The sequence below is a fragment of the Tractidigestivibacter sp. genome, from assembly GCF_050946515.1.
Classification (GTDB): Bacteria; Actinomycetota; Coriobacteriia; order Coriobacteriales; family Atopobiaceae; genus Tractidigestivibacter.
Genome location: NZ_JBMNUX010000004.1, coordinates 30,784 through 51,121, shown reverse-complemented (window position 1 = coordinate 51,121; position 20,338 = coordinate 30,784). Strand labels below are relative to the sequence as shown.

18 protein-coding genes are annotated in these 20,338 nt (G+C 61.0%); 16 read left to right on the top strand and 2 right to left on the bottom strand.

Going from position 1 to position 20,338, the window contains the following annotated elements; genetic code table 11:
• Positions 1 to 350 precede the first annotated feature (350 nt).
• The 10 genes from ACOYJL_RS03570 (at position 351) to ACOYJL_RS03525 (ending at position 8,955) form a co-directional block, all read left to right on the top strand.
• Entirely contained in the window at positions 351 to 788 is a 438-nt protein-coding gene (locus tag ACOYJL_RS03570; protein WP_433568842.1) for a PTS sugar transporter subunit IIA, read from the top strand.
• On the top strand, positions 788 to 1,078 hold the full coding sequence (gene yajC, locus ACOYJL_RS03565) for a preprotein translocase subunit YajC (protein ID WP_433568841.1): 291 nt from the start codon (positions 788 to 790) through the stop codon (positions 1,076 to 1,078). Before ACOYJL_RS03570 ends, yajC begins: the two co-directional genes overlap by 1 nt.
• Positions 1,079 to 1,228: 150 nt before the next feature.
• Complete coding sequence (gene agaV / locus ACOYJL_RS03560) at positions 1,229 to 1,711, top strand: PTS N-acetylgalactosamine transporter subunit IIB (protein WP_433568840.1); 483 nt, start codon at positions 1,229 to 1,231, stop codon at positions 1,709 to 1,711.
• A 166-nt stretch (positions 1,712 to 1,877) separates the two neighbouring features.
• Complete coding sequence (locus ACOYJL_RS03555; protein ID WP_433568839.1) at positions 1,878 to 2,687, top strand: PTS mannose/fructose/sorbose/N-acetylgalactosamine transporter subunit IIC; 810 nt, start codon at positions 1,878 to 1,880, stop codon at positions 2,685 to 2,687.
• Complete coding sequence (locus ACOYJL_RS03550) at positions 2,677 to 3,771, top strand: PTS system mannose/fructose/sorbose family transporter subunit IID (protein WP_433568838.1); 1,095 nt, start codon at positions 2,677 to 2,679, stop codon at positions 3,769 to 3,771. Before ACOYJL_RS03555 ends, ACOYJL_RS03550 begins: the two co-directional genes overlap by 11 nt.
• A 151-nt stretch (positions 3,772 to 3,922) precedes the next feature.
• Positions 3,923 to 4,654, top strand: a complete 732-nt coding sequence (locus ACOYJL_RS03545; protein ID WP_433568837.1) for a GntR family transcriptional regulator — start codon at positions 3,923 to 3,925, stop codon at positions 4,652 to 4,654.
• A gap of 66 nt (positions 4,655 to 4,720) precedes the next feature.
• Positions 4,721 to 5,890: an SIS domain-containing protein gene (gene agaS, locus ACOYJL_RS03540; RefSeq protein WP_433568836.1), complete on the top strand. Its 1,170-nt coding sequence runs from the start codon at positions 4,721 to 4,723 to the stop codon at positions 5,888 to 5,890.
• 8 nt (positions 5,891 to 5,898) lie between these two features.
• Positions 5,899 to 7,062 (top strand): N-acetylglucosamine-6-phosphate deacetylase, encoded by a 1,164-nt coding sequence (gene nagA / locus ACOYJL_RS03535; protein ID WP_433568835.1) that lies wholly within the window; start codon positions 5,899 to 5,901, stop codon positions 7,060 to 7,062.
• 297 nt (positions 7,063 to 7,359) lie between these two features.
• Complete coding sequence (locus ACOYJL_RS03530) at positions 7,360 to 8,091, top strand: GntR family transcriptional regulator (protein ID WP_433568834.1); 732 nt, start codon at positions 7,360 to 7,362, stop codon at positions 8,089 to 8,091.
• A 42-nt stretch (positions 8,092 to 8,133) separates the two neighbouring features.
• A complete protein-coding gene (locus tag ACOYJL_RS03525; protein WP_433568833.1) occupies positions 8,134 to 8,955 on the top strand; it encodes an HAD family hydrolase in 822 nt (273 codons plus the stop codon).
• Positions 8,956 to 9,013: 58 nt separating this feature from the next.
• On the opposite strand, the gene ACOYJL_RS03520 is transcribed toward ACOYJL_RS03525, so the two are convergent.
• On the bottom strand, positions 9,014 to 10,231 hold the full coding sequence (locus tag ACOYJL_RS03520) for a hypothetical protein (protein ID WP_433568832.1): 1,218 nt from the start codon (positions 10,229 to 10,231) through the stop codon (positions 9,014 to 9,016).
• 609 nt (positions 10,232 to 10,840) lie between these two features.
• Here ACOYJL_RS03520 and pheS point away from each other — a divergent pair.
• The 5 genes from pheS to ACOYJL_RS03495 all read left to right on the top strand — a co-directional run bounded on the left by pheS (position 10,841) and on the right by ACOYJL_RS03495 (position 18,351).
• Complete coding sequence (gene pheS, locus ACOYJL_RS03515; protein ID WP_433568831.1) at positions 10,841 to 11,908, top strand: phenylalanine--tRNA ligase subunit alpha; 1,068 nt, start codon at positions 10,841 to 10,843, stop codon at positions 11,906 to 11,908.
• A 78-nt stretch (positions 11,909 to 11,986) separates the two neighbouring features.
• Positions 11,987 to 14,449, top strand: coding sequence for a phenylalanine--tRNA ligase subunit beta (pheT, locus tag ACOYJL_RS03510; RefSeq protein WP_433568830.1), 2,463 nt, complete (start codon positions 11,987 to 11,989; stop codon positions 14,447 to 14,449).
• A gap of 315 nt (positions 14,450 to 14,764) precedes the next feature.
• Positions 14,765 to 15,628, top strand: a complete 864-nt coding sequence (locus tag ACOYJL_RS03505) for a hypothetical protein (RefSeq protein ID WP_433568829.1) — start codon at positions 14,765 to 14,767, stop codon at positions 15,626 to 15,628.
• 431 nt (positions 15,629 to 16,059) lie between these two features.
• Positions 16,060 to 16,716 carry a hypothetical protein gene (locus ACOYJL_RS03500; RefSeq protein ID WP_433568828.1) on the top strand — a complete coding sequence of 219 codons (657 nt, stop codon included), beginning with the start codon at positions 16,060 to 16,062 and terminating at the stop codon, positions 16,714 to 16,716.
• Positions 16,717 to 17,019: 303 nt separating this feature from the next.
• A complete protein-coding gene (locus ACOYJL_RS03495; RefSeq protein WP_433568827.1) occupies positions 17,020 to 18,351 on the top strand; it encodes an alpha-amylase family glycosyl hydrolase in 1,332 nt (443 codons plus the stop codon).
• Positions 18,352 to 18,398: 47 nt separating this feature from the next.
• On the opposite strand, the gene ACOYJL_RS03490 is transcribed toward ACOYJL_RS03495, so the two are convergent.
• The gene (locus ACOYJL_RS03490; protein ID WP_433568826.1) at positions 18,399 to 19,160 is read right to left on the bottom strand and encodes an alpha/beta hydrolase family protein; all 762 of its coding nucleotides are present in this window, start codon (positions 19,158 to 19,160) and stop codon (positions 18,399 to 18,401) included.
• Between the two features lie 188 nt (positions 19,161 to 19,348).
• On the opposite strand from ACOYJL_RS03490, the gene ACOYJL_RS03485 reads away from it, so the two are divergent.
• Positions 19,349 to 20,218, top strand: a complete 870-nt coding sequence (locus ACOYJL_RS03485; RefSeq protein ID WP_433568825.1) for a MurR/RpiR family transcriptional regulator — start codon at positions 19,349 to 19,351, stop codon at positions 20,216 to 20,218.
• Positions 20,219 to 20,338: the final 120 nt, after the last annotated feature.

Sequence of the window (20,338 nt, the reverse complement as noted above, 5' to 3'; positions counted from 1 at the left end):
TAAAAAATTTTGTCATCAAATATGTGACCGTTGTCCACCAGAACGAATCTTAGCCACTCCCGCTGTTTGGCGGGAGGCGAAAGTCGATGTGGTATCAGCGATCTAATACCATTGCCTGAGAGATTTAGGGATGAACGGAGTGTTTTTGGCTACGGGCGGTCAGTTGACAACCAATTTTACAAAAATCCAACAAAAATGGTCCATACGCACTTAGAGTATTCTCAGCGATAAGAGATTGGTAGTAACAAGTAATCCAGTTGTGCGGTAATGGAAACTATACGGAACCTGAACAGACACACAGGTCTCCTAGCCTTTGATTTGCTCGCAAAGGCGGCGGAAAGGAGAGCAAAATGGTCGGATTTGTACTGACGGGTCACGGGATGTTTGCGCCCGGGCTTGCTAGTGCTGCTTCAATGATTGCCGGACAACTTGACGAGTTTGACGTCGTTCCTTTTAAAGAGGAGGAGGCCGGAGGCTATCCCGAGAAGATCGCCTCAGTGATTGCGGACTCAGCCAAGAGGAACGAAGGCGTGATTGTTCTTTGCGACCTTATGGGCGGAACCCCCTTCAACCAGTCAATGATGGCATCGCAGAACTGCGAGAATGTCGAGGTCGTTGCTGGCGCAAACCTTCCGATGCTGCTTGAGGTCCTAAGCACGCGCGCTCCCGAGAGCACGGTTGACGAGCTTGTTGAGTGCTGCCTCGAGGCCGGCAAGATGGGCGTCGCTCATGTGGCACTCGATGAGGACGACGCGTCCGAAGACGAGGGCGAGGAGGACGGCATTTAATGAGCTCCGACTTTCTCCAGAGCGTGCTCGCCTCGTGTGTGGCGCTGCTTCTCCTGATTGCTATCATGGGCGTTGTCTACGCCATCTATAGCTCCGTCAAGGCAAGGAAGAAGCGTGACTACTTTGCCGACCTCCACAAGAACCTGAAGAGCGGTCAGCGCGTTGCCTTTGCGGGCGGTCTTTTGGGCACGCTCGTGCGCGTGGGGGAGGAGACCTGCGACGTAAAGATCAAGTCGGGTGACGTGATTGAGGTTTCTCGCTACGCCATCCAAGAGATCGAGGGCAAGTAGGGCGCACGACAAGTCGAGAAGCGCCGATTAGCGCGGCGAGCAAAGAGCCGCTTGGTGAAAGCAAGCTCAACCGAAACTGTCAAACCATAGCATCGAAGCCGCCAAGATGACGGCAGGCAAGCGAAGACGACAAGGGAAAGGATGTTCTTCATGGCCGAGCCAAACATCGTTCTTACGCGCATCGATAACCGCCTGATTCATGGACAGGTGGCAACGCAATGGACTAGCTCCATCGGTGCCAACCTGCTTCTTGTTGCAAACGACGACGTCGCCAAGAGCAAGATGCGCCAGAACCTCATGAACATGGCAGCGCCACAGGGTGTCGCCACGAGGTATTTCTCGATCCAGAAGACCATCGACGTCATCCATAAGGCCGCTCCGCGCCAGCACATCTTCATCATCGTCGAGACCCCTGAGGATGCGCTTCGCCTGGTCAAGGGTGGCGTGCCCATCAAGAAGCTCAACATCGGCAACATGCACATGTCCGAGGGCAAGCGCCAGGTCGCAACCACCGTCGCCGTCAACGACGAGGACGTTGCCGCCTTCAGGGAGCTCCAGAACCTGGGCGTCGAGCTTGTCATCCAGCGCGTCCCCTCCATTCCTCCCGAGAACACCGAGAAGCTCTTCTCGTAAGAGGTCTGGCAGGCGGCTCTGCACCGAGGCTCCTGCGGTAGGTGCCTGAGAGTAATGCGCCACTTCACAACCTAGTTTGTTCGTTTGGCACCCTATGGGGCGGGTGTTGGCGATAGCTCTGTCCGTTTTTTCAAGCACGTAAGTCAGTTGAAAGGAGGAGGAAGGTATGGAGATCTCTGCGCTTCAAGTTATCTTGGTCTTCATCGTCACGTTCATCGCGGCAATCGACCAGTTCAGCTTCCTGGAGTCTTTGTACCAGCCCATCGTCACAGGCATGGTAATTGGCCTTATCTTGGGCGACCTACAGACCGGCCTTATCGTTGGCGGTACGTACCAGCTTATGACGATTGGCAACATGCCAATCGGAGGTGCCCAGCCGCCTAACGCAGTCGTTGGCGGCATCATGGCGGCAATTCTCGCCATCACCCTCGACCTCGAGCCGAACATTGCAGTTGCGACTGCAATCCCGTTCTCGCTGCTTGGCCAGTACGGCGTCACCCTGATCTTCACCCTTATGTCGCCTCTTATGTCTAAGTGCGACGAGTATGCAGCCAATGCCGACCCCAAGGGCATTGAGCGCATCAACTATCTGTCCATGTGCCTGCTCGGCCTCGTCTTCGGCATCGTTGTCACGCTGTTCTTCGTCGGCGGCGCCACGATGGGCCAGGCAGTTGTCGACGCCATCCCCGCTTGGCTCTCTGACGGCCTGTCCGCTGCCGGTGGCATGATGCGCTTCGTCGGCTTCGCAATCCTGCTCAAGTTCATGATGAACAAGGATATGTGGGGCTTCTACTTCCTGGGCTTCGGTCTCGCCATCATTATCTCTGGCATCGAGAGCCTGGCTACGCCTGCCCTGCTGATCCTTGCACTTATTGGCTTTGGCTTCGCGTACTGGGACTACCAGCAGAACACGGAGCTCGGTGGCGCCTCTCTTGCCGCTGCCAGTGATGACGGAGGTGAAGAGGATGGCATCTAATACCAAGGAGAAGGTCAATCGCTTCGAGGGAGCCACCCACTATAAGGACCTCACTCCTGCTCCCGATCTTGACCAGAAGACCCTGAACCAGATGGCATGGCGCTCCTGCTTCCTGCAGGCGTCGTTCAACTACGAACGTATGCAGGCCGCTGGCTGGCTCTACTCCATCCTCCCCGGTCTCGAGAAGATTCACACCAACAAGGATGACCTTGCCCTCTCGATGACCCACAACATGGAGTTCTTCAACATCCACCCGTTCCTCGTCACCTTCGCCATGGGCATCGTCCTGTCCATGGAGCAGAAGAAGGTTGACATCCCGACCATCCGCGCCGTCCGCGTCTCCCTCATGGGCCCGCTCGGCGGCATCGGCGACGCCCTGTTCTGGATGACCCTTGTGCCTATTACGGCAGGCATCTGCTCCAACATGGCAATTGCCGGCAATGTGTTCGGCCCCATCCTGTTCCTGATCGTCTTCAACGTCGTCCAGTTCGCGCTGCGCTTTGGCCTCATGAACTGGTCGTACAAGATGGGCATGAACGCGCTTGACTACCTCATGGAGCACATGAAGGCGTTCACCCGCGCGGCTTCCATCCTGGGCGTCTTCGTTGTCGGCTGCCTCACCGTCACCATGGGCGCTACGCAGATCGGCGTCGTGATCCCCAATGGCTCTTCTGAGTCCTATGTTGCCCACACTGCCGTGGTTGACACCGAGGACGTCGACGACTTTGAGATCATGGCCACCGACGAGGATGGCAACACCACCTCCGGCATGGTCGATGCTGACGGCAACGCGCTCGTGACCACCGACGAGGATGGCAACGAGGTTACCGCTGGCGCCGTGGATCTTGGAAACGGCAAGAGCGAGGTCACCTATATGGAGATGGTCGAGACGCCGGTCGTCATCGACATCGCCAGCATCCTCGACAGCATCTGCCCGAAGCTCGTCCCGCTCGGACTCGTTATGCTGCTGTACTACCTCTTCACCAAGAAGAACTTCACGCCTATGAAGGGCATCCTGCTCGTGCTCGTCATCGGCATCGTGGGTGCTGGCCCGTTCGGTCTCTGGCCGAGCATCTGGGCCTAATTAGCACGCCTGGCTTTGCGCCCGAGGCACTTCGCCTCGGGCGCATGGTTTGCTGGTGCGCAATATCGTAGGAGGCGGAACCAACAAGGCCTTGTGCTAGGATTTCGCAGGTAGAAATTGCCATTCCCACGCATCGTCCTTGGGGGCAAGCATGTCACCAATATCACGAAAGCAACCTCTGTACGACCAGCTCGTCGACCTTCTTCGCGAGAAGATCGAGAACGGCGAGTATGGTCCCGGTGACTTGCTCCCATCGGAGCGCGAGCTGTGCGAGACGTATGGTCTTTCTCGCACGACGGTTCGTTTGGCCCTTGCGGAGCTCGAGAACCTCGGGCTTGTGGTGAGACAGCATGGAAGGGGAACGTTCGTCTCTTCTGCCGTGCATGAGGCGACAAACCTCATGGGCACCTACAGCTTCACCGAGCAGATGAAGGCCATGGGGCGTCACCCCAAGACAAAGGTTATCGAGTTCGAGACGCTTGAGGCTACAAAGAACATCGCCAACTCGCTCAAGATTCGCATTGGCGAGCCAGTTATCATGATGCGGCGCCTTCGGCTTGCCGACGACGTGCCCATGATGATTGAGCGCACCTACCTTCCGTCGTCCGAGTTCATCGGACTTTCGGAGAAGGACGTTTCCGCAAAGCCGCTCTACGACATCATCGAGAACGACTACCAGCAGCGGATTCGCGTGGCCGATGAAGAGTTCTCTGCGAGCCTTGCCACCAAGGACGAAGCGGGCTACTTGGACATTCCCGAAGGTTCTGCTGTCCTGAAGCTCTATCGCACTACGTATAACACCAAGAACGTCGTTATTGAGTACACGCGAAGCGTTGCCCGAGCAGACCAGTTTAGGTACCGCATCGCTCACTATCGGGGCTGACGTGAGGCCCCGAGGAGCGGAAGACCCCGCGTCGGCCGCTCCTGTGCGTTCAGGAAGGGATTAGCTATGTTTGAAATGGATACCGATGCTCTGACGAAGCTCGGCGCGCAGATCACCACCGCAGAGATCAAGCAACAGCCAGGCCTTTGGCGCGGGGCGCTCAAGATCTACGAGGAGAACCTCCCTGCCATCAACGACTTCCTTGCCAAGGCGCGCGAGCTCGGCGGCTCCCGTCGCACCCGCGTGATCTTCTGCGGCGCTGGCACCTCTGCCTACGTGAGCGACACCGTGGTGCCCTACCTGCGCCGCGTTGGCGATCGCGACTCCTTCGAGTTTGCCGCCGTCGCCACCACCGACATCGTGTGCTCGCCGCTTGACTACGTAAGTCCCGAGGACCCCACGGTCATGGTCTCTTTTGCGCGCAGCGGCAACAGCCCCGAGAGCGTCGCATCAGTCGAGCGCGTTGGTCAGGTTGCAAAGGACCTGCTGTATCTGAACATCACCTGCGCCCCCGAGGGCAAGCTCGCCCAGGACTCCAAGGGCGACCCGCGTGCCCTCACGATCCTGATTCCGGACGCCAACGACAAGGGCTTCGCCATGACCGGCAGCTACTCCTGCATGGAGCTTATGGCCGCGCTGATCTTTGACCCCGCGACGCTCGAGCAGAAGCGCGCCTGGGTCGAGCAGGCCGCGTCCATGGGCGAGGACGTCGTTGCTCGCGAGGACCAGATCAAGGGCTGGGTCGACCGCGACTTCAATCGCGTCACCTACCTTGGCTCCGCGTCGCTCTCCGGCCTTGCGCGCGAGTCGCAGCTCAAGATCCTGGAGCTCTGCGCTGGCAAGATCGCCACGTCTTTCGACTCCTCGATGGGCTACCGCCACGGGCCGAAGTCCTTCGTCGATCCTAAGACGCTCGTCTTCGTCTATGTGAACAACGACCCCTATACCCGCCAGTACGACCTCGACATTCTGAACGAGATTGCCGGCGACAAGATTGCCCTCGCCACGGTTGCCATCCAGCAGAAGAACGGCTCCGACTTTACGGGCGAGTCCTTCTCGTTCGAGGGCGGTGCGCCGCTTCCCGACGCCTATGTCGCCCTGCCGTTTGTCATGGTCGCCCAGACCGTCGCGCTGAACTCCTCGGTTAAGGTTGGAAACACCCCCGACACCCCGTCTCCGACGGGCACCGTCAACCGCGTGGTCAAGGGCGTCACCATTCACCCGTTCGAGAACTAGGAGATATGATGGGCAGCTTTGCGATTCATGCTTCCAACTTCGTGCTTCCCGGCAAGAAGGCCGGCGCGGGATACCTGACGATCGAGGACGGCAAGTTCGGAGCCTACAGCGTCGAGAAGCCCGACTGCAAGATCGTGGACTACGGCGACGCTTGGGTCGGCGCCGGCCTCGTTGACACGCACATCCATGGCTTCTTTGGCCATGCAACGACTGACATCGACCCCAACGGCATGAACGAGGCGAGCGTTGAGCTTGCCCGCCGCGGCACCACGTCATGGCTGCCCACCACCTTCACTGATTCCGTCGAGCACATCGGCGATCAGTGCGAGGCCATCGCGGATGCTCGCGACAAGCGCGGTGACGACTTTGTCGGCGCGCGCATGCCTGGCATCTACCTCGAGGGCCCCTTCTTCACGGCCGCTCATAAGGGCGCGCAGAACCCTGCCTACCTGGTGGCGCCGTCCTACGACGTCTTCAGCGAGTGGCAGCGCCGTGCCCGCGGCATGATCGTGAAGAGCGCGCTCGCGCCCGAGTATCCAGAGGCGCCTGCATATGCCTCTCGTCTGGCTGCCGAGGGCGTCGTGACCTCGCTTGGCCACTCCGACGCCACCTACGACCAGGCCATGGCCGCCGTCAATGCTGGCGCGAGCTGCTTCGTGCACACCTACAACGGCATGCGCGGTCTCAACCAGCGCGAGCCGGGCATCCTCGGCTGCGCGATGGTCTCGCGCAACACCTACGCCGAGCTCATCTGCGACGGCCGCCACGTGCTGCCCGCCGCCTGCGAGGTGCTCGTTCGCGCAAAGGGCTGGGAGCACGTCGCGCTGATCACCGACTGCCTGGGCTGCGGCGGCCTGCCCGATGGCAACTACATGAGCGGCGGCCTTCCCGTGGTGCTGAAGGACGGCCTGTGCTACCTCGCCGACATGAGCGGCATCGCGGGCTCCATCTTGACCTTGGCCAAGGGCGTCAAGAATATGGTGGACTGGGGCATCGTGACGGCCGAGCAGGCCATTCGCATGGGCTCCGAGATTCCTGCCCGCTCTGCGCACATCGACGGCGTCTGTGGCCTTATCCTGCCAGGACGCAACGCCGACCTCAACATCTACGCGCCGGACATGGCACTTGAGGCCACCTATATTGGCGGCACCCTCGTGGAGCCTGCCGAGTAGCAGTCACACGCAAGCCGCTTTCTGTTTCGAAGCAGTCTCGCCCCTGGACGGGTTTCCCGCCCGGGGGCGTTTGCTTTTTTCAGGCGACCTCTTCTGAAGCGCCCCCATTTGAAGCGCCCCCATTTCACGAGCGCGCGACGCACGGCGCTCTGCACATGGCGCTCAGCCATCCGAGTCTTGTGGCCAGCTCTATTGCGCCAAGCCACAATCCTTTCGCTCAGCTTCTAAGTTGTATAGTCACTACAGCGCCAATAGGGCGGCGCTCGTGGTTTTTGGATCAGAGGTAGAGGTGTGTTCATGGCCGCTTCCAAAGACAAAGGCCAGCCGCTATCCGACAAGGTTGTCGAGCAGCTGAACGAGAAGATCGTTAATGACATGGAGCCAGGCGACCAGCTTCCGCCAGAGCGAGAGCTGGCCGAGCTTTACGGCATCTCTCGCACCACGTTGCGCGCTGCGTTGAGACGCCTTGCCGAGCGTGGAGTTATCACGCGGGTGCCGGGAAAGGGCGCTTTTGTTGCCAGCATGGACGGAGCTGCGGTAACCAATCTGCTGAGCATCCATGGCTTCTCTGAGCAGATGCGCCAGCAGGGCAAGGAGCCCACGTCCCAGATTCTGGAGTTCGTGGCGCTTGGTTCGCCAAAGCATGTGGCGGCTCAGCTTGAGATCTCGGCCGGAGACCCCGTTTGGCGCATCCGCCGCCTGCGCCTGGCAGACGGAATTCCGCTTCTCGTTGAGCGCACCTACCTGCCTCGTGCCGTCTTTCCTCAGCTCGACGAGGAAGAGCTCGCCACAAGGTCGCTGTACGACGTGCTGGAAAAGCGCTATGGCAGGGAGATCGACGTCGTTCACCAGGAGGTCTTCGCGTCGTTTCCCACGGTGGACGAGGCCGAGCGACTCGATATTTCCGAGAACGCGCCCGTGCTACGCCTTACCATGGTCGCACGAGACAAGCGCGGAATACCGCTTGAGTACACTCGAACCGTTGCTAGGGCAGATCAGTTCAGATATTCGTTCACGTACCGTCGCTAGCAATGCATTGCAGCGCACGGTGCCATTTTTGGAGGGCTTCGCATGGACGTTCCTGACATCAGGCTTATTTTGACCGACATTGACGAGACGATCCTTCCGCGTGGCGCTTCGCGCGTGAGCGACCGTACTGTGAGGGCCATTCACGCGGCGCTTGACGCCGGCCTTCGCGTGGGGCCTGCGAGTGGCCGAGGCATCGACTGGATACCCCCCTTCTTTGGCGGCGACGAGCAGTGCTGCTCGACCTGCCTTGCCACCAACGGCTTGCAGGTGTACTTGGACGGCCGGCTTGCCCATGAGGAGCATCAGCCACACGATGCGCTCGAGCAAGCGGCGGCCATCGTGAGCGAGGTGCCACGCGCTGGCATGCTCTGCTTTGACGGCGGCACCCCGCTCCTTGTTGCAGGGACGCGCGAGGACCTCGCCGTTCCCTTCCCTTCGTATGCCAAGACTTGCAAGGAGGCGGACGGCGTGCCGGCCTTTCCCGTGGTGAAGGCCAACGTCTTCATCAACGGAGACGAGGCGCAGACCCGACAGCTCCTGGCGCGCCTGAACGAGGGGGTGGACGCGCTCGACTTTGACTACGCGCGCGTAGGCTTCTCCAACGTGATGCCCCATGGCTACAACAAGGGCTCGGGCGTGCTCATGCTCTGCGAGCTTCTTGGCATCGATACCAGGCAGGTCGTCGTCTTTGGCGACGCAGGAAACGACCTTCCGATGTTTGCCGCCGTGGAGAATAGCGTTGCCGTCGCAAACGCCCAGCCAGAAGCTGCCAAGGCCGCTCGCTGGCACATCGGCAGCTGCCAGGACGACGCCGTGGCATCCGCAATCGAGGCCCTTGCTGCAGGGGAGTGGCCCTTCAGGTGAAACGGGAGCTTGGGGGCACAGGCCTTAGGGCGTGGGGCTCTGCGAGTGCCCCGAAGGATCAGAACGCAACATCGTCGTAGTCAAGGCTCTTCTTGCGCGACTTGACACGCCTGGGCTTGCCCTTCTCGATGCCCAGAGTCTCTTCTTTTCTGGCGGGAGACTCGCGAGCCGTGCTGGCTGCGATGCTGGGGGCTGGCGTGGGGTCGGTCTGGGGCTCAGGCACTGGCTTGGACGTGCCCTCGTCCCTCCCGTTCTCGCTATCATCTTTCAAGACGGACTCTACCTGCGAGAGGTCTCCTATGGTGCTGATGACAAGTGGCGGGACCCGCACCTTTGGCGCATGGTTCTTCGGCACCCGAAGCAGAAAGAGCGTGTCGTCGAGCTTCCTGTCGACAAGCGCATCTTCCAAAGGCAGAGCGACATAGGTGCACCTGCCAGCAGGCATCCATTGCTCGGAGTCCTTCTCGCGGATAAGCGCGTCGCCCTCAAGGCGCGCGCTCTCTTTGTCCGTGATGGAGAGAATGACGCGCGAGCCGTCCCTAAGCTTCCAGCAGAAGTGCGCATCGCGCCCGCGGTCTTCCTGTTCAAACGCTACAACCTGGCCAAGCTGGGGGTCTACGTAGCCAAGCTCCCATATCGCGGCGCGCACAATCGAGCACTCGAGGCTCGGGCAGTTGCCATCCGCATGCTTGATGGTCTCGCGTGCCTGCACGATGCCATGGACGCCTCTTCCGTGAAGGTGTATGAATGCCTCGACGCTGTTCTTTTCGGCAATGCCAATCCGAAGCGCCGAGTCGATGATCGCAAGCCCGTTCCTAAAGTTTGTCCAGCAGAGGCTGTCCAAGAGCGTTTGCTCCACCGAGGTGACGGGGATTCCATGCCACATCACGCGGCCTTCCGACGAGCGCCTATGGCTCGAGATCCCCCATTGGCTCCTCCAGTGCGAATTGAAGCCGCCGTTGGTCTGAACCGTCTTGAGCAGCTCCCTCGGCACGGCGATGCCCCATACTAGCGCGGCTGACGGACCGCAAAACGTCCATTCGCGGTGCTCGTCGTGCAGGGCGCGCAAGACCATGAGGTGCCTTTCCTCCGGGGTGCTCTTGTTCCAGGTCTCGGTGCTCACGTACATTCCTGGCATGGGGGAGATTGCCCCCAGCCTCAGCGCGCGCTTTTGCAGCACTTCCAGCACGGGGCCGCTCTTTACGCAGAGACATTTTCCTGCTTCCTCCGCCTCGCGCAGCATCCTGTCGGTCTCTTTGATGGTTACCCGTCCCATTGCTCTCCAATCTCAGGCGTTGGCGTTGCAGACCATTCTTGGCTCATGGCGATGCCGAAAAAGGCGAGGGCTAAGTGGCCCCGTCGCACCAAATCCCCTATCTTTCAGAAGTCTTTCGTGGCAGAAGCAGCCTCCAAAGCGAGTTTTCAACAGCGCATCTGGGCAATAGAGCAGCGCCGACGGACTTGCGCGTCGCCATGGGACATGTCGGGCACGCTCAGCCGAATTTCCGATAGATTCGTGTCAGCTTTGCGGGCGGTCGGATTCTCGGATGCGAACAAGCCATCTGTGCTACCATGCGTCACTAGGCAATGACGGAGAGGTTTGCGCCTCGCGTCGCCAGCGGACAAGAGAGGGAGCTCACCGGCTGAAAGGCTCCTACGCGGGCGGAGGTGCGGAGTTCACTCCACCAGCCGCAACCTGAACGCGCCTTGTTCTCGCACGGTCGCCAGTAGGGGAGCCGTCCGTCCCACGGAACGGGACACAATGAGTGGGCTCGCGCGAGAGAAAACGCGCGTCGCCAATCAAGGTGGTACCGCGGAGACATCCGTCCTTGGGCAGAAAAGGCCTAAGGACGGATTTTTTTGTTGAACAGGAAGGAAGAAGCACATGGGGATGTCCGACGACCTCAAGTCCATTGAGGCGCAGGTGAAGGAGGGCCTTGAGAAGGTCCAGTCCGAGGAGGCCCTGGAAGAGCTGCGCGTTGCAACCCTTGGCCGCAAGGGCCAGCTGACGGCGCTCATGCACATGATGGGCAAGGTTCCGCCCGAGGAGCGCCCTGCCATGGGCAAGCTCGCCAACACGGTTCGCTCCGAGGTCGAGGATGCCATCTCGCGCCGCAAGGCCGAGCTCGTGCGCGACGCAATGGCACGCCGCATGGCGGCTGACACCGTTGACGTAACCCTGCCGGGCCGCGAGCTCTCGCTGGGGACTCAGCACCTCATCAGCCAGATTCGCGAGGAGATCGAGGACATCTTCTGCGGTCTGGGCTATACCGTCGAGGACGGCCCCTACGTCGAGACCACCTGGTACAACTTCACGGCGCTCAACGCCCCCGAGGACCATCCCAGCCGCTCCGCGCGCGACACCTTCTACGTGGTGGACAACGCCCCCGAGGGCAAGGAGGCCCACGTCCAGGGCGAGTCCGACGTTCTGCTGCGCACCCAGACCTCTGGCGTGCAGGTGCACGTGATGGAGAACCAGCAGCCGCCCATCTACATGATCTGCCCGGGCAAGGTCTTCCGTCCCGACACCGCCGACGCCAACCACCTGCCTCAGTTCACGCAGGTAGAGGGGCTTGTCGTGGACGAGGGGATCACCTTTGGCGACCTCAAGGGCACGCTCGACTACTTCTGCCGCGAGATCTTCGGCAAGGACCGCGCAACGCGCTACCGCCCGCACTTCTTCCCGTTCACGGAGCCCAGCTGCGAGGTGGACGTCTCGTGCGGCGTCTGCGGCGGCAAGGGCTGCCGCTTCTGCAAGAACACCGGCTGGCTTGAGATCTTGGGCTGCGGCATGGTCGACCCCAACGTCTTCCAGTACTGCGGCATCGACCCCGAGAAGTACACCGGGTTCGCGTTCGGCATCGGCGTCGAGCGCGTTGCCGCGCTTCGCTATGACCTGCCTGACCTGCGCATGCTCATGACTGGCGACATGCGCTTCTTGAACCAGTTCTAGTCCGGCGCCGCCTGCGCAATCTCAGAGGTCCCTTACAGAAGACGACGCGCCTTAGGGCGCGAAAGAAAGGCAGCAACAATGCGAGTTTCCTACGAGTGGCTCAAGGACATGGTGGACGTCCCCGACGACCCCAATGACCTGGTCAAAGAGTTCGTCCGCACCGGCACCGAGGTCGAGGCCGTCGAGAAGGTCGGCGCCAACCTCGACAAGGTGTACACGGCGCAGATCGTCAGCAAGAAGCGCCATCCCGACTCAGACCACATGTGGCTCTGCCAGGTCTCTGTCGGCGACAAGAACGTGGACGAGAACGGCAATCCCGCGCCGCTGCAGATTGTCTGCGGCGCCCAGAACTTCAACGAGGGCGACAAGGTCGTCACGGCCATGATCGGCGCCGTGCTCCCCGGGGATGTCAAGATTAAGAAGTCGAAGCTTCGCGGCGTTGAGTCGTACGGCATGAACTGCTCGGAGCGCGAGCTTGGGCTCGGAAACGACCATGACGGCATCATCATCCTGCCGCCCGACGCCCCCGTCGGCATGCTCTACACCGACTATCTGGGCAGCTCGGACACCGTGATCGACTGCGAGATCACCCCCAACCGCCCCGATTGCCTGTCTATGTGCGGCATGGCCGTCGAGGTCTCCGCGATGCTCGACGAGGACACGCACATCTCGCTTCCCTCCGTCAAGCACGAGCAGGGTCCCGACGCGCACGACCTGGTTTCCGTGACCATCGACGACTCCGAGCTTTGCGGCCGCTACACCGCGCGCGTGGTGCGCAACGTGAAGATCGGTCCGAGCCCCGAGTGGCTCGCCCGCCGCGTGATTGCCGCCGGAAGCCGCCCCATCAACAACGTCGTCGACGTCACCAACTACGTGATGTTCCTTACCGGCCAGCCGCTGCACGCCTTTGACCTGGGCAAGCTTGAGGTCCGCGGCGACGGCAAGCGCCACATCGTGGTGCGCGCCGCCTCTGACGGCGAGAAGCTCACGACCCTCGACGGCAAGGAGCGCACGCTCACGCCCGACATGGCCGTCATCACCGACGGCGGCGACAAGCCCGTCGCGCTTGCGGGCGTCATGGGCGGCCTCAACTCCGAGATTGACGACAGCACGACCGACGTCCTGCTTGAGAGCGCGGTCTTCTCGTCCGGTCACATCTCTCGCACGAGCCGCAACCTCGACCTGATGAGCGAGGCCTCCATCCGCTACGAGCGCCAGGTCGATGGCAGCCGCTGCGCGGACGTGGCCAACATTGCGGCGGCGCTCTTCGAGGAGTGCTGCGGCGCAGAGGTCTGCCCCGGCATCGTGGACGAGTACCCCGCGCCAGTGCCTGCTCCTGTCACCACGATGCGTCCTTCTCGCGTGTGCGCGCTTGCTGGCGCCGACATACCGACCGACTTCATGGTGGAGCGCTTGGAGCGCCTTGGCTGCTCGGTCGAGCGCGAGGGCGATGACAGCTATCGCGTGGTCGCCCCTACCAACCGTCCCGACCTCACCCGCGAGGTTGACCTGATTGAGGAGGTCGTGCGCCTGTGGGGCGAGGGCGACATCACTCCGACGCTGCCTGCCGCGCGCAACCATGCCGGTGGCCTGACCGTTGACCAGCAGCGCGTTCGCAAGATTGGCTCCGTGCTGCGTGCGTGCGGCCTTTCCGAGACCTCCACGTACTGCTTCGCCGACGCGCGCGACCTCGAGCGCCTTGGCATGAGCGAGGAGGGTCGCGGCGTGCCCGTCAAGATCATCAACCCGCTCGTTGCCGACCAGGCGGAGATGCGCCGCTCGATGCTGCCCGGGCTCCTGCGCTCCGTGGCGTACAACCTTGACCACGGCGTGAGCGACATCGAGCTCTACGAGCTTGACCGCGTCTTCTTCGGCCACGAGCACAAGAGCCAGCCGACCGAGCCGCGCTTCGTTTGCGGCGTCATGTGCGGTCAGCCCGACGACGAGTGGTGCGAGAAGCACAAGCCCTATGACTTCTTTGATGCGAAGGGGGTCGTTGAGCGCCTTCTCTCCGCGCTGCGCCTGACCAAGGTTCGCTTCAAGGTGGCCGACCCCGAGAAGTACGGCTGGCTGCAGCCCGGGCGCGCGGCCGAGGTCTACGCCAACAAGGGCGAGCTTATCGGCTGGGTGGGCAACATCCACCCCAAGTCGCTTGCGGCATTCGGCATCGACCAGCCCGTCGTCGCCTTCGAGCTGGAAGTCGAGTCGCTGCTGCGTCTGGCCAAGCGCGAGCTGCCCTATCAGGAGGTGCCGACGCTCCCTGGCGTGGATGTCGACCTGGCCATCGTGGTGGACGAGTCCGTTACCTGCGAGACGCTTGAGCAGCGCATCAAGAGCGCGGGCGGCAAGCTGCTCGACAGCGTGCGCCTGTTCGACGTCTACCGCGACCCAGTGCGCGTGGGACCGGGCAAGAAGTCCATGGCGTTCTCGCTTACGTACCGTGCGGCCGACCACACGCTGACATCGGACGAGGTCGAGCGCGCGCACGAGAAGCTGGTCAACAAGGTGTGCCGTGCCACTGGCGGCGAGGTGCGCTCGTAGCGGCATTCGTCATGCGCGGGCTGCGCACGAAGGGTTGCATGATTGCGGGGCGGTCGGTTTCCGACCGCCCTTTTTTGCGCAGAGGGCGCGACTCTGAGCGCTACTTCCTTTGGTTTCAGCGCATTCTTCAAAGCCGGAAACTAGAGAGTATCTTATTTCTTTGATTATCTGTAAACATGCATAAATTAGCTAAAAATATTCTCATAAAATGTAGTATATGCTGAGTATATACTCTCCTATATGATTGCCCTTGCTGACATATCGGCAATGAGAGCATGGGCGGGAGGAAGGCCCATCGACGAGTACGGCGCAACAGTGTCTTCGGCTGCAGATTGGTCTGGAGCTTCGAGCAAAGAGATCTGGGACGCCGTATCGGGCGAGCTTGGGCTAGAGCCGTCACGGTCCGATCCTGTTCATGTGCTGGTCGCTTCAGCGGAAGACCGCCCGCGTGCCTCGTGGATTTGCCCCCACGTGTGGAACGAGGAAATTCCCGCAGGCTCGCTCATCCGGCTAGCTCCTGGAATCTGTGCCTTATCGCCAGAGTTCTGCTACCTGCAGATGGCTGGTCGGCGAAGCGTGCCTGAAGTTGCCGCCATCGGCATGGAGCTGGTGGGACGCTATGGCCGCGACAGGACTGCCCGTGGTTTCACTGACAGAGATCCCCTAACGTCGACTGAGCGGCTTGCGACTTACCTTGGTCGCTCGAAAGGTCTTTATGGAGCATGCATCGCGCGCCGAGCGCTGCCTTGGGTCCTGCCAAATTCGCGTTCGCCTATGGAGACCGCGCTTGCCCTTGTGCTGACGCTGCCTCCATGCTATGGCGGCTACGGCCTTCCGCGACCGCAGCTTAACGTGCGCGTTGGCAGGAACGCTGAACAAGTGATGCTGACCCAATCGCCTTGGTACGAGCTAGACCTGTGCTGGCAGAAGCGCAAGACGTCTGCCGAGTATGACAGCTACGACAACCATCTGTCCATCGGATCACTTGACCACGACTCGATGAAGTACAACTCGCTTGCAAGCATGGGATGGAAAACCTTCTCCGTTACCCGTGCGCAGATGTCTGGCGTGTCGCTAGACGTTCTTGCCAACCAGATTGGCCGAGCGCTGGGCGTTCGGCCAAGGCGGCCGAGTCCCTCGCGCAGAGATTGGCTCGTTTCTGTTCTCACAAAGGGCTAGAGCTTCCATCAGAAAGAGACCGAGCGCCCGTGAGGGCGCTCGGTCTCTTTCTGAGGAGGAACGTATCGGAGCCGAGTGCGCATAACCTCACAGACAACGGGCAAAAAGACCCTTGTCTGTGAGGTTATGCGCACTTGCCTTCGGGACACCCCTCTGCAAAGTCGCAGATCCAGAGGTTTTGGGGTGCCTCCGAGGCTTTCAGGAAAGCGTACATACCCTTCATTGCCGCAGGTAGCGGTATTGCTCTGATGACGAATCCATTGCGCTTTTCGGGGGGCTATTGCCGCAGTTCATGGGTCGCCAGCTGCGAATTCGCCCTTTGCCTCAAGGCAGAGCGCGCATAACCTCAATGACGCGGCTCCCTTGAGCCGCCTTCGTAGAGGTTATGCGCCCTCGGCGCTCGAGCCAAGCGGACGCGTTACCATGTTCCTATGCCTAGCTGGAACATACATACTGCCCACGTTGAGCGGCTCCTTCATGAAGAGGGGGCCGATAAGCTGGGCATTCACGACATCAATGCCTTCCTTTTTGGCAACTTTGTTCCTGACATCTATGTTGGCTACATGGTCCCCAACATCTCGTATCGCATCGATTACAAAATGACCCATCTGGCGCTTCGCGAGCATATTCCACTGCCTGACTACAATGCCTTCTGGGATTTTTACATTGTTGGTGGCCCGAAGCCCGTTACTGACCTGACGCTGGGCGTTTGGGCTCACTTGGTCGCTGACCACACCTACAACAAGCACACGCGAGCCTATATTGCGAGCATCGGCCTTAAGCCTGGCGAGTCTGTGCGCATCTCAAAGCAGGGCGACTTCGCGCTCTTTGGGCGCACGAAGTCGATCGCGATGGTTCCCGAAGTCACTGACAGCCTCATCGACCAGTGCCGCCATTTCCCCCAGTACTCCATTGCTCAGCACGACCTTCGCGGAGCCGTTGAGGCGGCTAAGCACGTGGTCGAGGTGAACAAGGCCTGCCACCTTGACGAGCAGCCCTCCTATACGTTGCTTACGCCCGAGTTCTTCGAGGTCGCGTCCGAAGAGGCCAACAAGATCATCGTCGAGGGTCTTGAGTCGCTAAAGTAGGCGCTTCTGTCGCGCCAGCGCTCCCTTCAGCGGCAATTCGGTTAGCGGAACCGTAGTGAATCGACGCGTTACAGCTAGTTCACTGTATTGAAATAGCCAATGTTCACTATGTAATTGACGACCGGTACTCCCGAACACCCGGTCGTCCCTCCCGTCCTCCGAAGAGTCGGGGGACCCCTTCCCGGTGGCCGCGGCTTTTAGTCGCGGCCATTCGCATCTCTAGGTTCTTCAACACTTCATGGCTACAATGATGGGGACTGCGCGACCGCAGACGGCGGTCCCGGCACACGAGAGGAGAAAACGATGAGCTGGTATGAGCCCTCGTTTGTATATCAGATCTATCCGCTTGGCCTTTGTGGTGCCCCCTACGAGAACGACGGCGTCCTTAAGCACCGCCTGCTCAAGCTCATTGACGACGGCTGGATTTCCCACATGCATCGCCTAGGCGTCACATGCCTCATCTTGAACCCGGTCTTCGAGAGCCTGACGCACGGCTATGACACGACCGACTACGGCAAGGTTGACTGCCGCCTGGGCACGGCCTCTGACCTGAGAGCCGTTGTGGATGCTTGCCACGAGGCGGGAATTCGCGTCCTTCTGGATGGCGTGTTCAACCACGTTGGCCGCGACTTCTTTGCCTTCAAGGACGTTCGCGAGAAGGGACAGGCAAGCCAATATGCCAGCTGGTTCAACATCGACTGGGGCGGCAACACCGAGTACAACGACGGCTTCTCCTACGAGACCTGGGCTGGCGTTCCGTACCTCGTGAAGCTCAACCACGGAAGCTTCCAGCTCAACGACTACATCGCCGACATGATTCGCTCCTGGGAGCGAGACTACGACATCGACGGGCTGCGCCTGGACGTTGCCTACTGCCTAGACCGCGGCTTTCTTGGCTACCTTCGCCAGGTGGCCGACCAGATTGGCGAGAAGCGCGGCGACAAGTTCGTGCTGGTCGGGGAGACCATGTTCGGCGACTACAACCAGTGGATGGGCGACGGCCTGTGCGACTCGGTGACCAACTACGAGGCCTACAAGGGTCTGTGGTCTTCGATGAACACCGCCAACATGCACGAGATTGCCTATGCGCTCGAGCGCCAGAGCGGCTCGGACCCCTGGGACCTCTACACGGGCAAGCACCTGCTGAACTTTGTTGACAACCACGATGTGCCGCGCATCGCGACCAAGCTGGACAACAAGGCCCAGCTCAAGCCCCTCTACGGTCTGCTCTTTGCAATGTGTGGCGTGCCGTGCGTCTACTATGGAAGCGAGTGGGGCATCGAGGGCGAGCAGCGCTTTGGCGACCACGAGCTGCGCCCGGCCCTCGACGCTCCCGAGTGGAACGACCTTACGGACTGGATTGCCGCGCTTGCCAAGGCGCGCGCGGGCTCGAAGGCGCTCATCTGGGGCGACTACAAGCAGATTCTCTGCCAGCCCCAGCAGCTGCTGTTCCAGCGCCAGACGGAAGGAGAGCGCGTGATTGTGGCAATCAACGCCTCTGACCAGCCCTTCGTTGCCCACTTTGACGCCGGCTGCGGTCGCGCGGTAGACCTCATCACCGGCGCGGACCACGACTTTGGCGGCGGCTCCGAGCTTGCCCCGATGTCAGCCGAGTGGTGGCTCTGCGAGCGCTAGGACGTCGCTTGTGCCGCCGGCGCAGCGCCGGCGGCGGTGTCCTTTCCCTACCAGATATGCGCCTTCAGCCAGTCGGCGGCCTGGTTGACCACCTGCCAGTAGTAGGGGTCCACAAAGCCGTGCCCGCCGCCGGGAATCACGTGCAGCTCGCAGGTGGGGAAGAGCTCCGCCGCGCGCTGGGAGTAGGAGAGGGGCACGGCCTTGTCGGCGTCTCCGTGGAAGATGATCACGTCGCGCGGGAACGCGGGAATGTGCTCGAAGAAGTTGTAGTCCCAGCACGAGCGCAAAAAGTCGCCCGAGACCTCCATGCTCATGATGGGGTAGCGCTCGGGCAGGTCGTCGCGGTTGGGGCATGCGGCATGCACGGCATCGTAGAGATTGAAGGCGGGGTAGAGCAGCGCGCATCCCTTCACGAGCTCGGCGTTGGCGCGAGCAGCCATGAGCGTGATGGTGGCGCCCAAGCTTGCTCCGCACAGGAAGATGTTGCGCTCGTCCACGAAGGGCTCGCGCGAGAGCTCCCAGGCAACAGACTCGAGGTCGTGCTGCTCGGTGAAGAGCGACATGTTGTCCTGCCAGTCGCTTCTGCTGTAGTTGCCACCTCCGCAGAAGTCGAACACGTAGGTAACCATGCCGCGCTCGGCGGCGGTGCGAGCGTAGGGCTCCATGTCGCCGTGGTTGGTGGAAAGGCCGTGCGAGAAGATTGCCGTCGCACGCGGCCTGCCGTCCTCCCAGCCGTCCGGAAGGAAGAGCTTGCCATAGACGTTCTTGTCTTCCCGACGGCACCAGTGCTCACGTTCTGTGTATCCCATAGCGTCCCCCTAAAAGACACACACGATGTATCAATTGTGTTGGCTACTATACGTATTGTGAACTAATGGGATGACTCTCGCGCGAGAACACACAGAGTTGCCGCATGAGCCCAGCGCCGAGCGCTTGGCAAGTCCAAGCTACACTCCCGTCTATAATGGGCCGTAACGTGCAGACGGGGAGGGGCGCCATGGCAGACGATGCGAGTCCGAAGAAGGCCGCGGGCGCGGCCGGCACCGACGACGGCTCCGCGTCCGCTCCAGACACGCGGCGCAGCTCAATCCAGCACTTCAGCCTGCTGAACTCTCTGCTTGCCGTCATCAACACGGAAAGCCCCCAGTCGACAGACGCGGTTCTCGCGCGCTACTTCCTCGAGAACTTCCACCGCATCGGAAAGCTGAACGTCTATGACGTCGCCGAGGAGTGCTTCACGTCGCGCTCGGGCGTGCGCCGATTCTGCCAGTCGATTGGGCTTGACAACTTCTCCGACCTCAAGTCGTACTCGTGGGAGTGGGACCGCCATCGCGCTCAGTACGTGGGCCACACCAACCACGAGGACTTCCGCGAGTACTTGGCGTCCTCGATCGACGGCATGATCGACCAGATAAACAAGCAGGTAGACGACGCAACACTCGACGACCTTGCCTATCTTCTGCACGATGCCTCAACGGTGGTGCTCCTGACGTCCGACTTCTCGAGCATGACCACGCGGCAGTTCCAGCAGTCGATGGTCTACCTCGAGAAGATCGTGAACGTGGTCACCGACACCACCCACGACGTCTCCCGACTCGCCTCGCTGGGGCTTGACGACGCCGTCATCGTGATCTCCGAGCGTGGCAACTATGCCCGCGCCGTGCTGCCCCTGCTCGAAAACCTGCCCGTGCCTCGCGCGCTGGTGACGGCGGACGCCGAGGACGCGCTTCTCGCGCGCTTTGACTACGCCGTCCGCCTGTCTGGGCAGCGGGTCGCGCAGGCGGGCTCGGTCTTCGAGATCTATGGGATGGCGTACTTCTTCGACCTCCTTTACCACCGCTATTATCAGCTCTTTGCCACTTCGTAACGCCGCAGCTGAAGCTGTCGCTCTCCTGTCGCCTTAGGGCCCAAACAATGGACCCCGCGCACTTGGCGCCCCTTGCTAGGATGCAGTCAATCAAAGCAGAGGCCACTGCAAGCAAGTTCC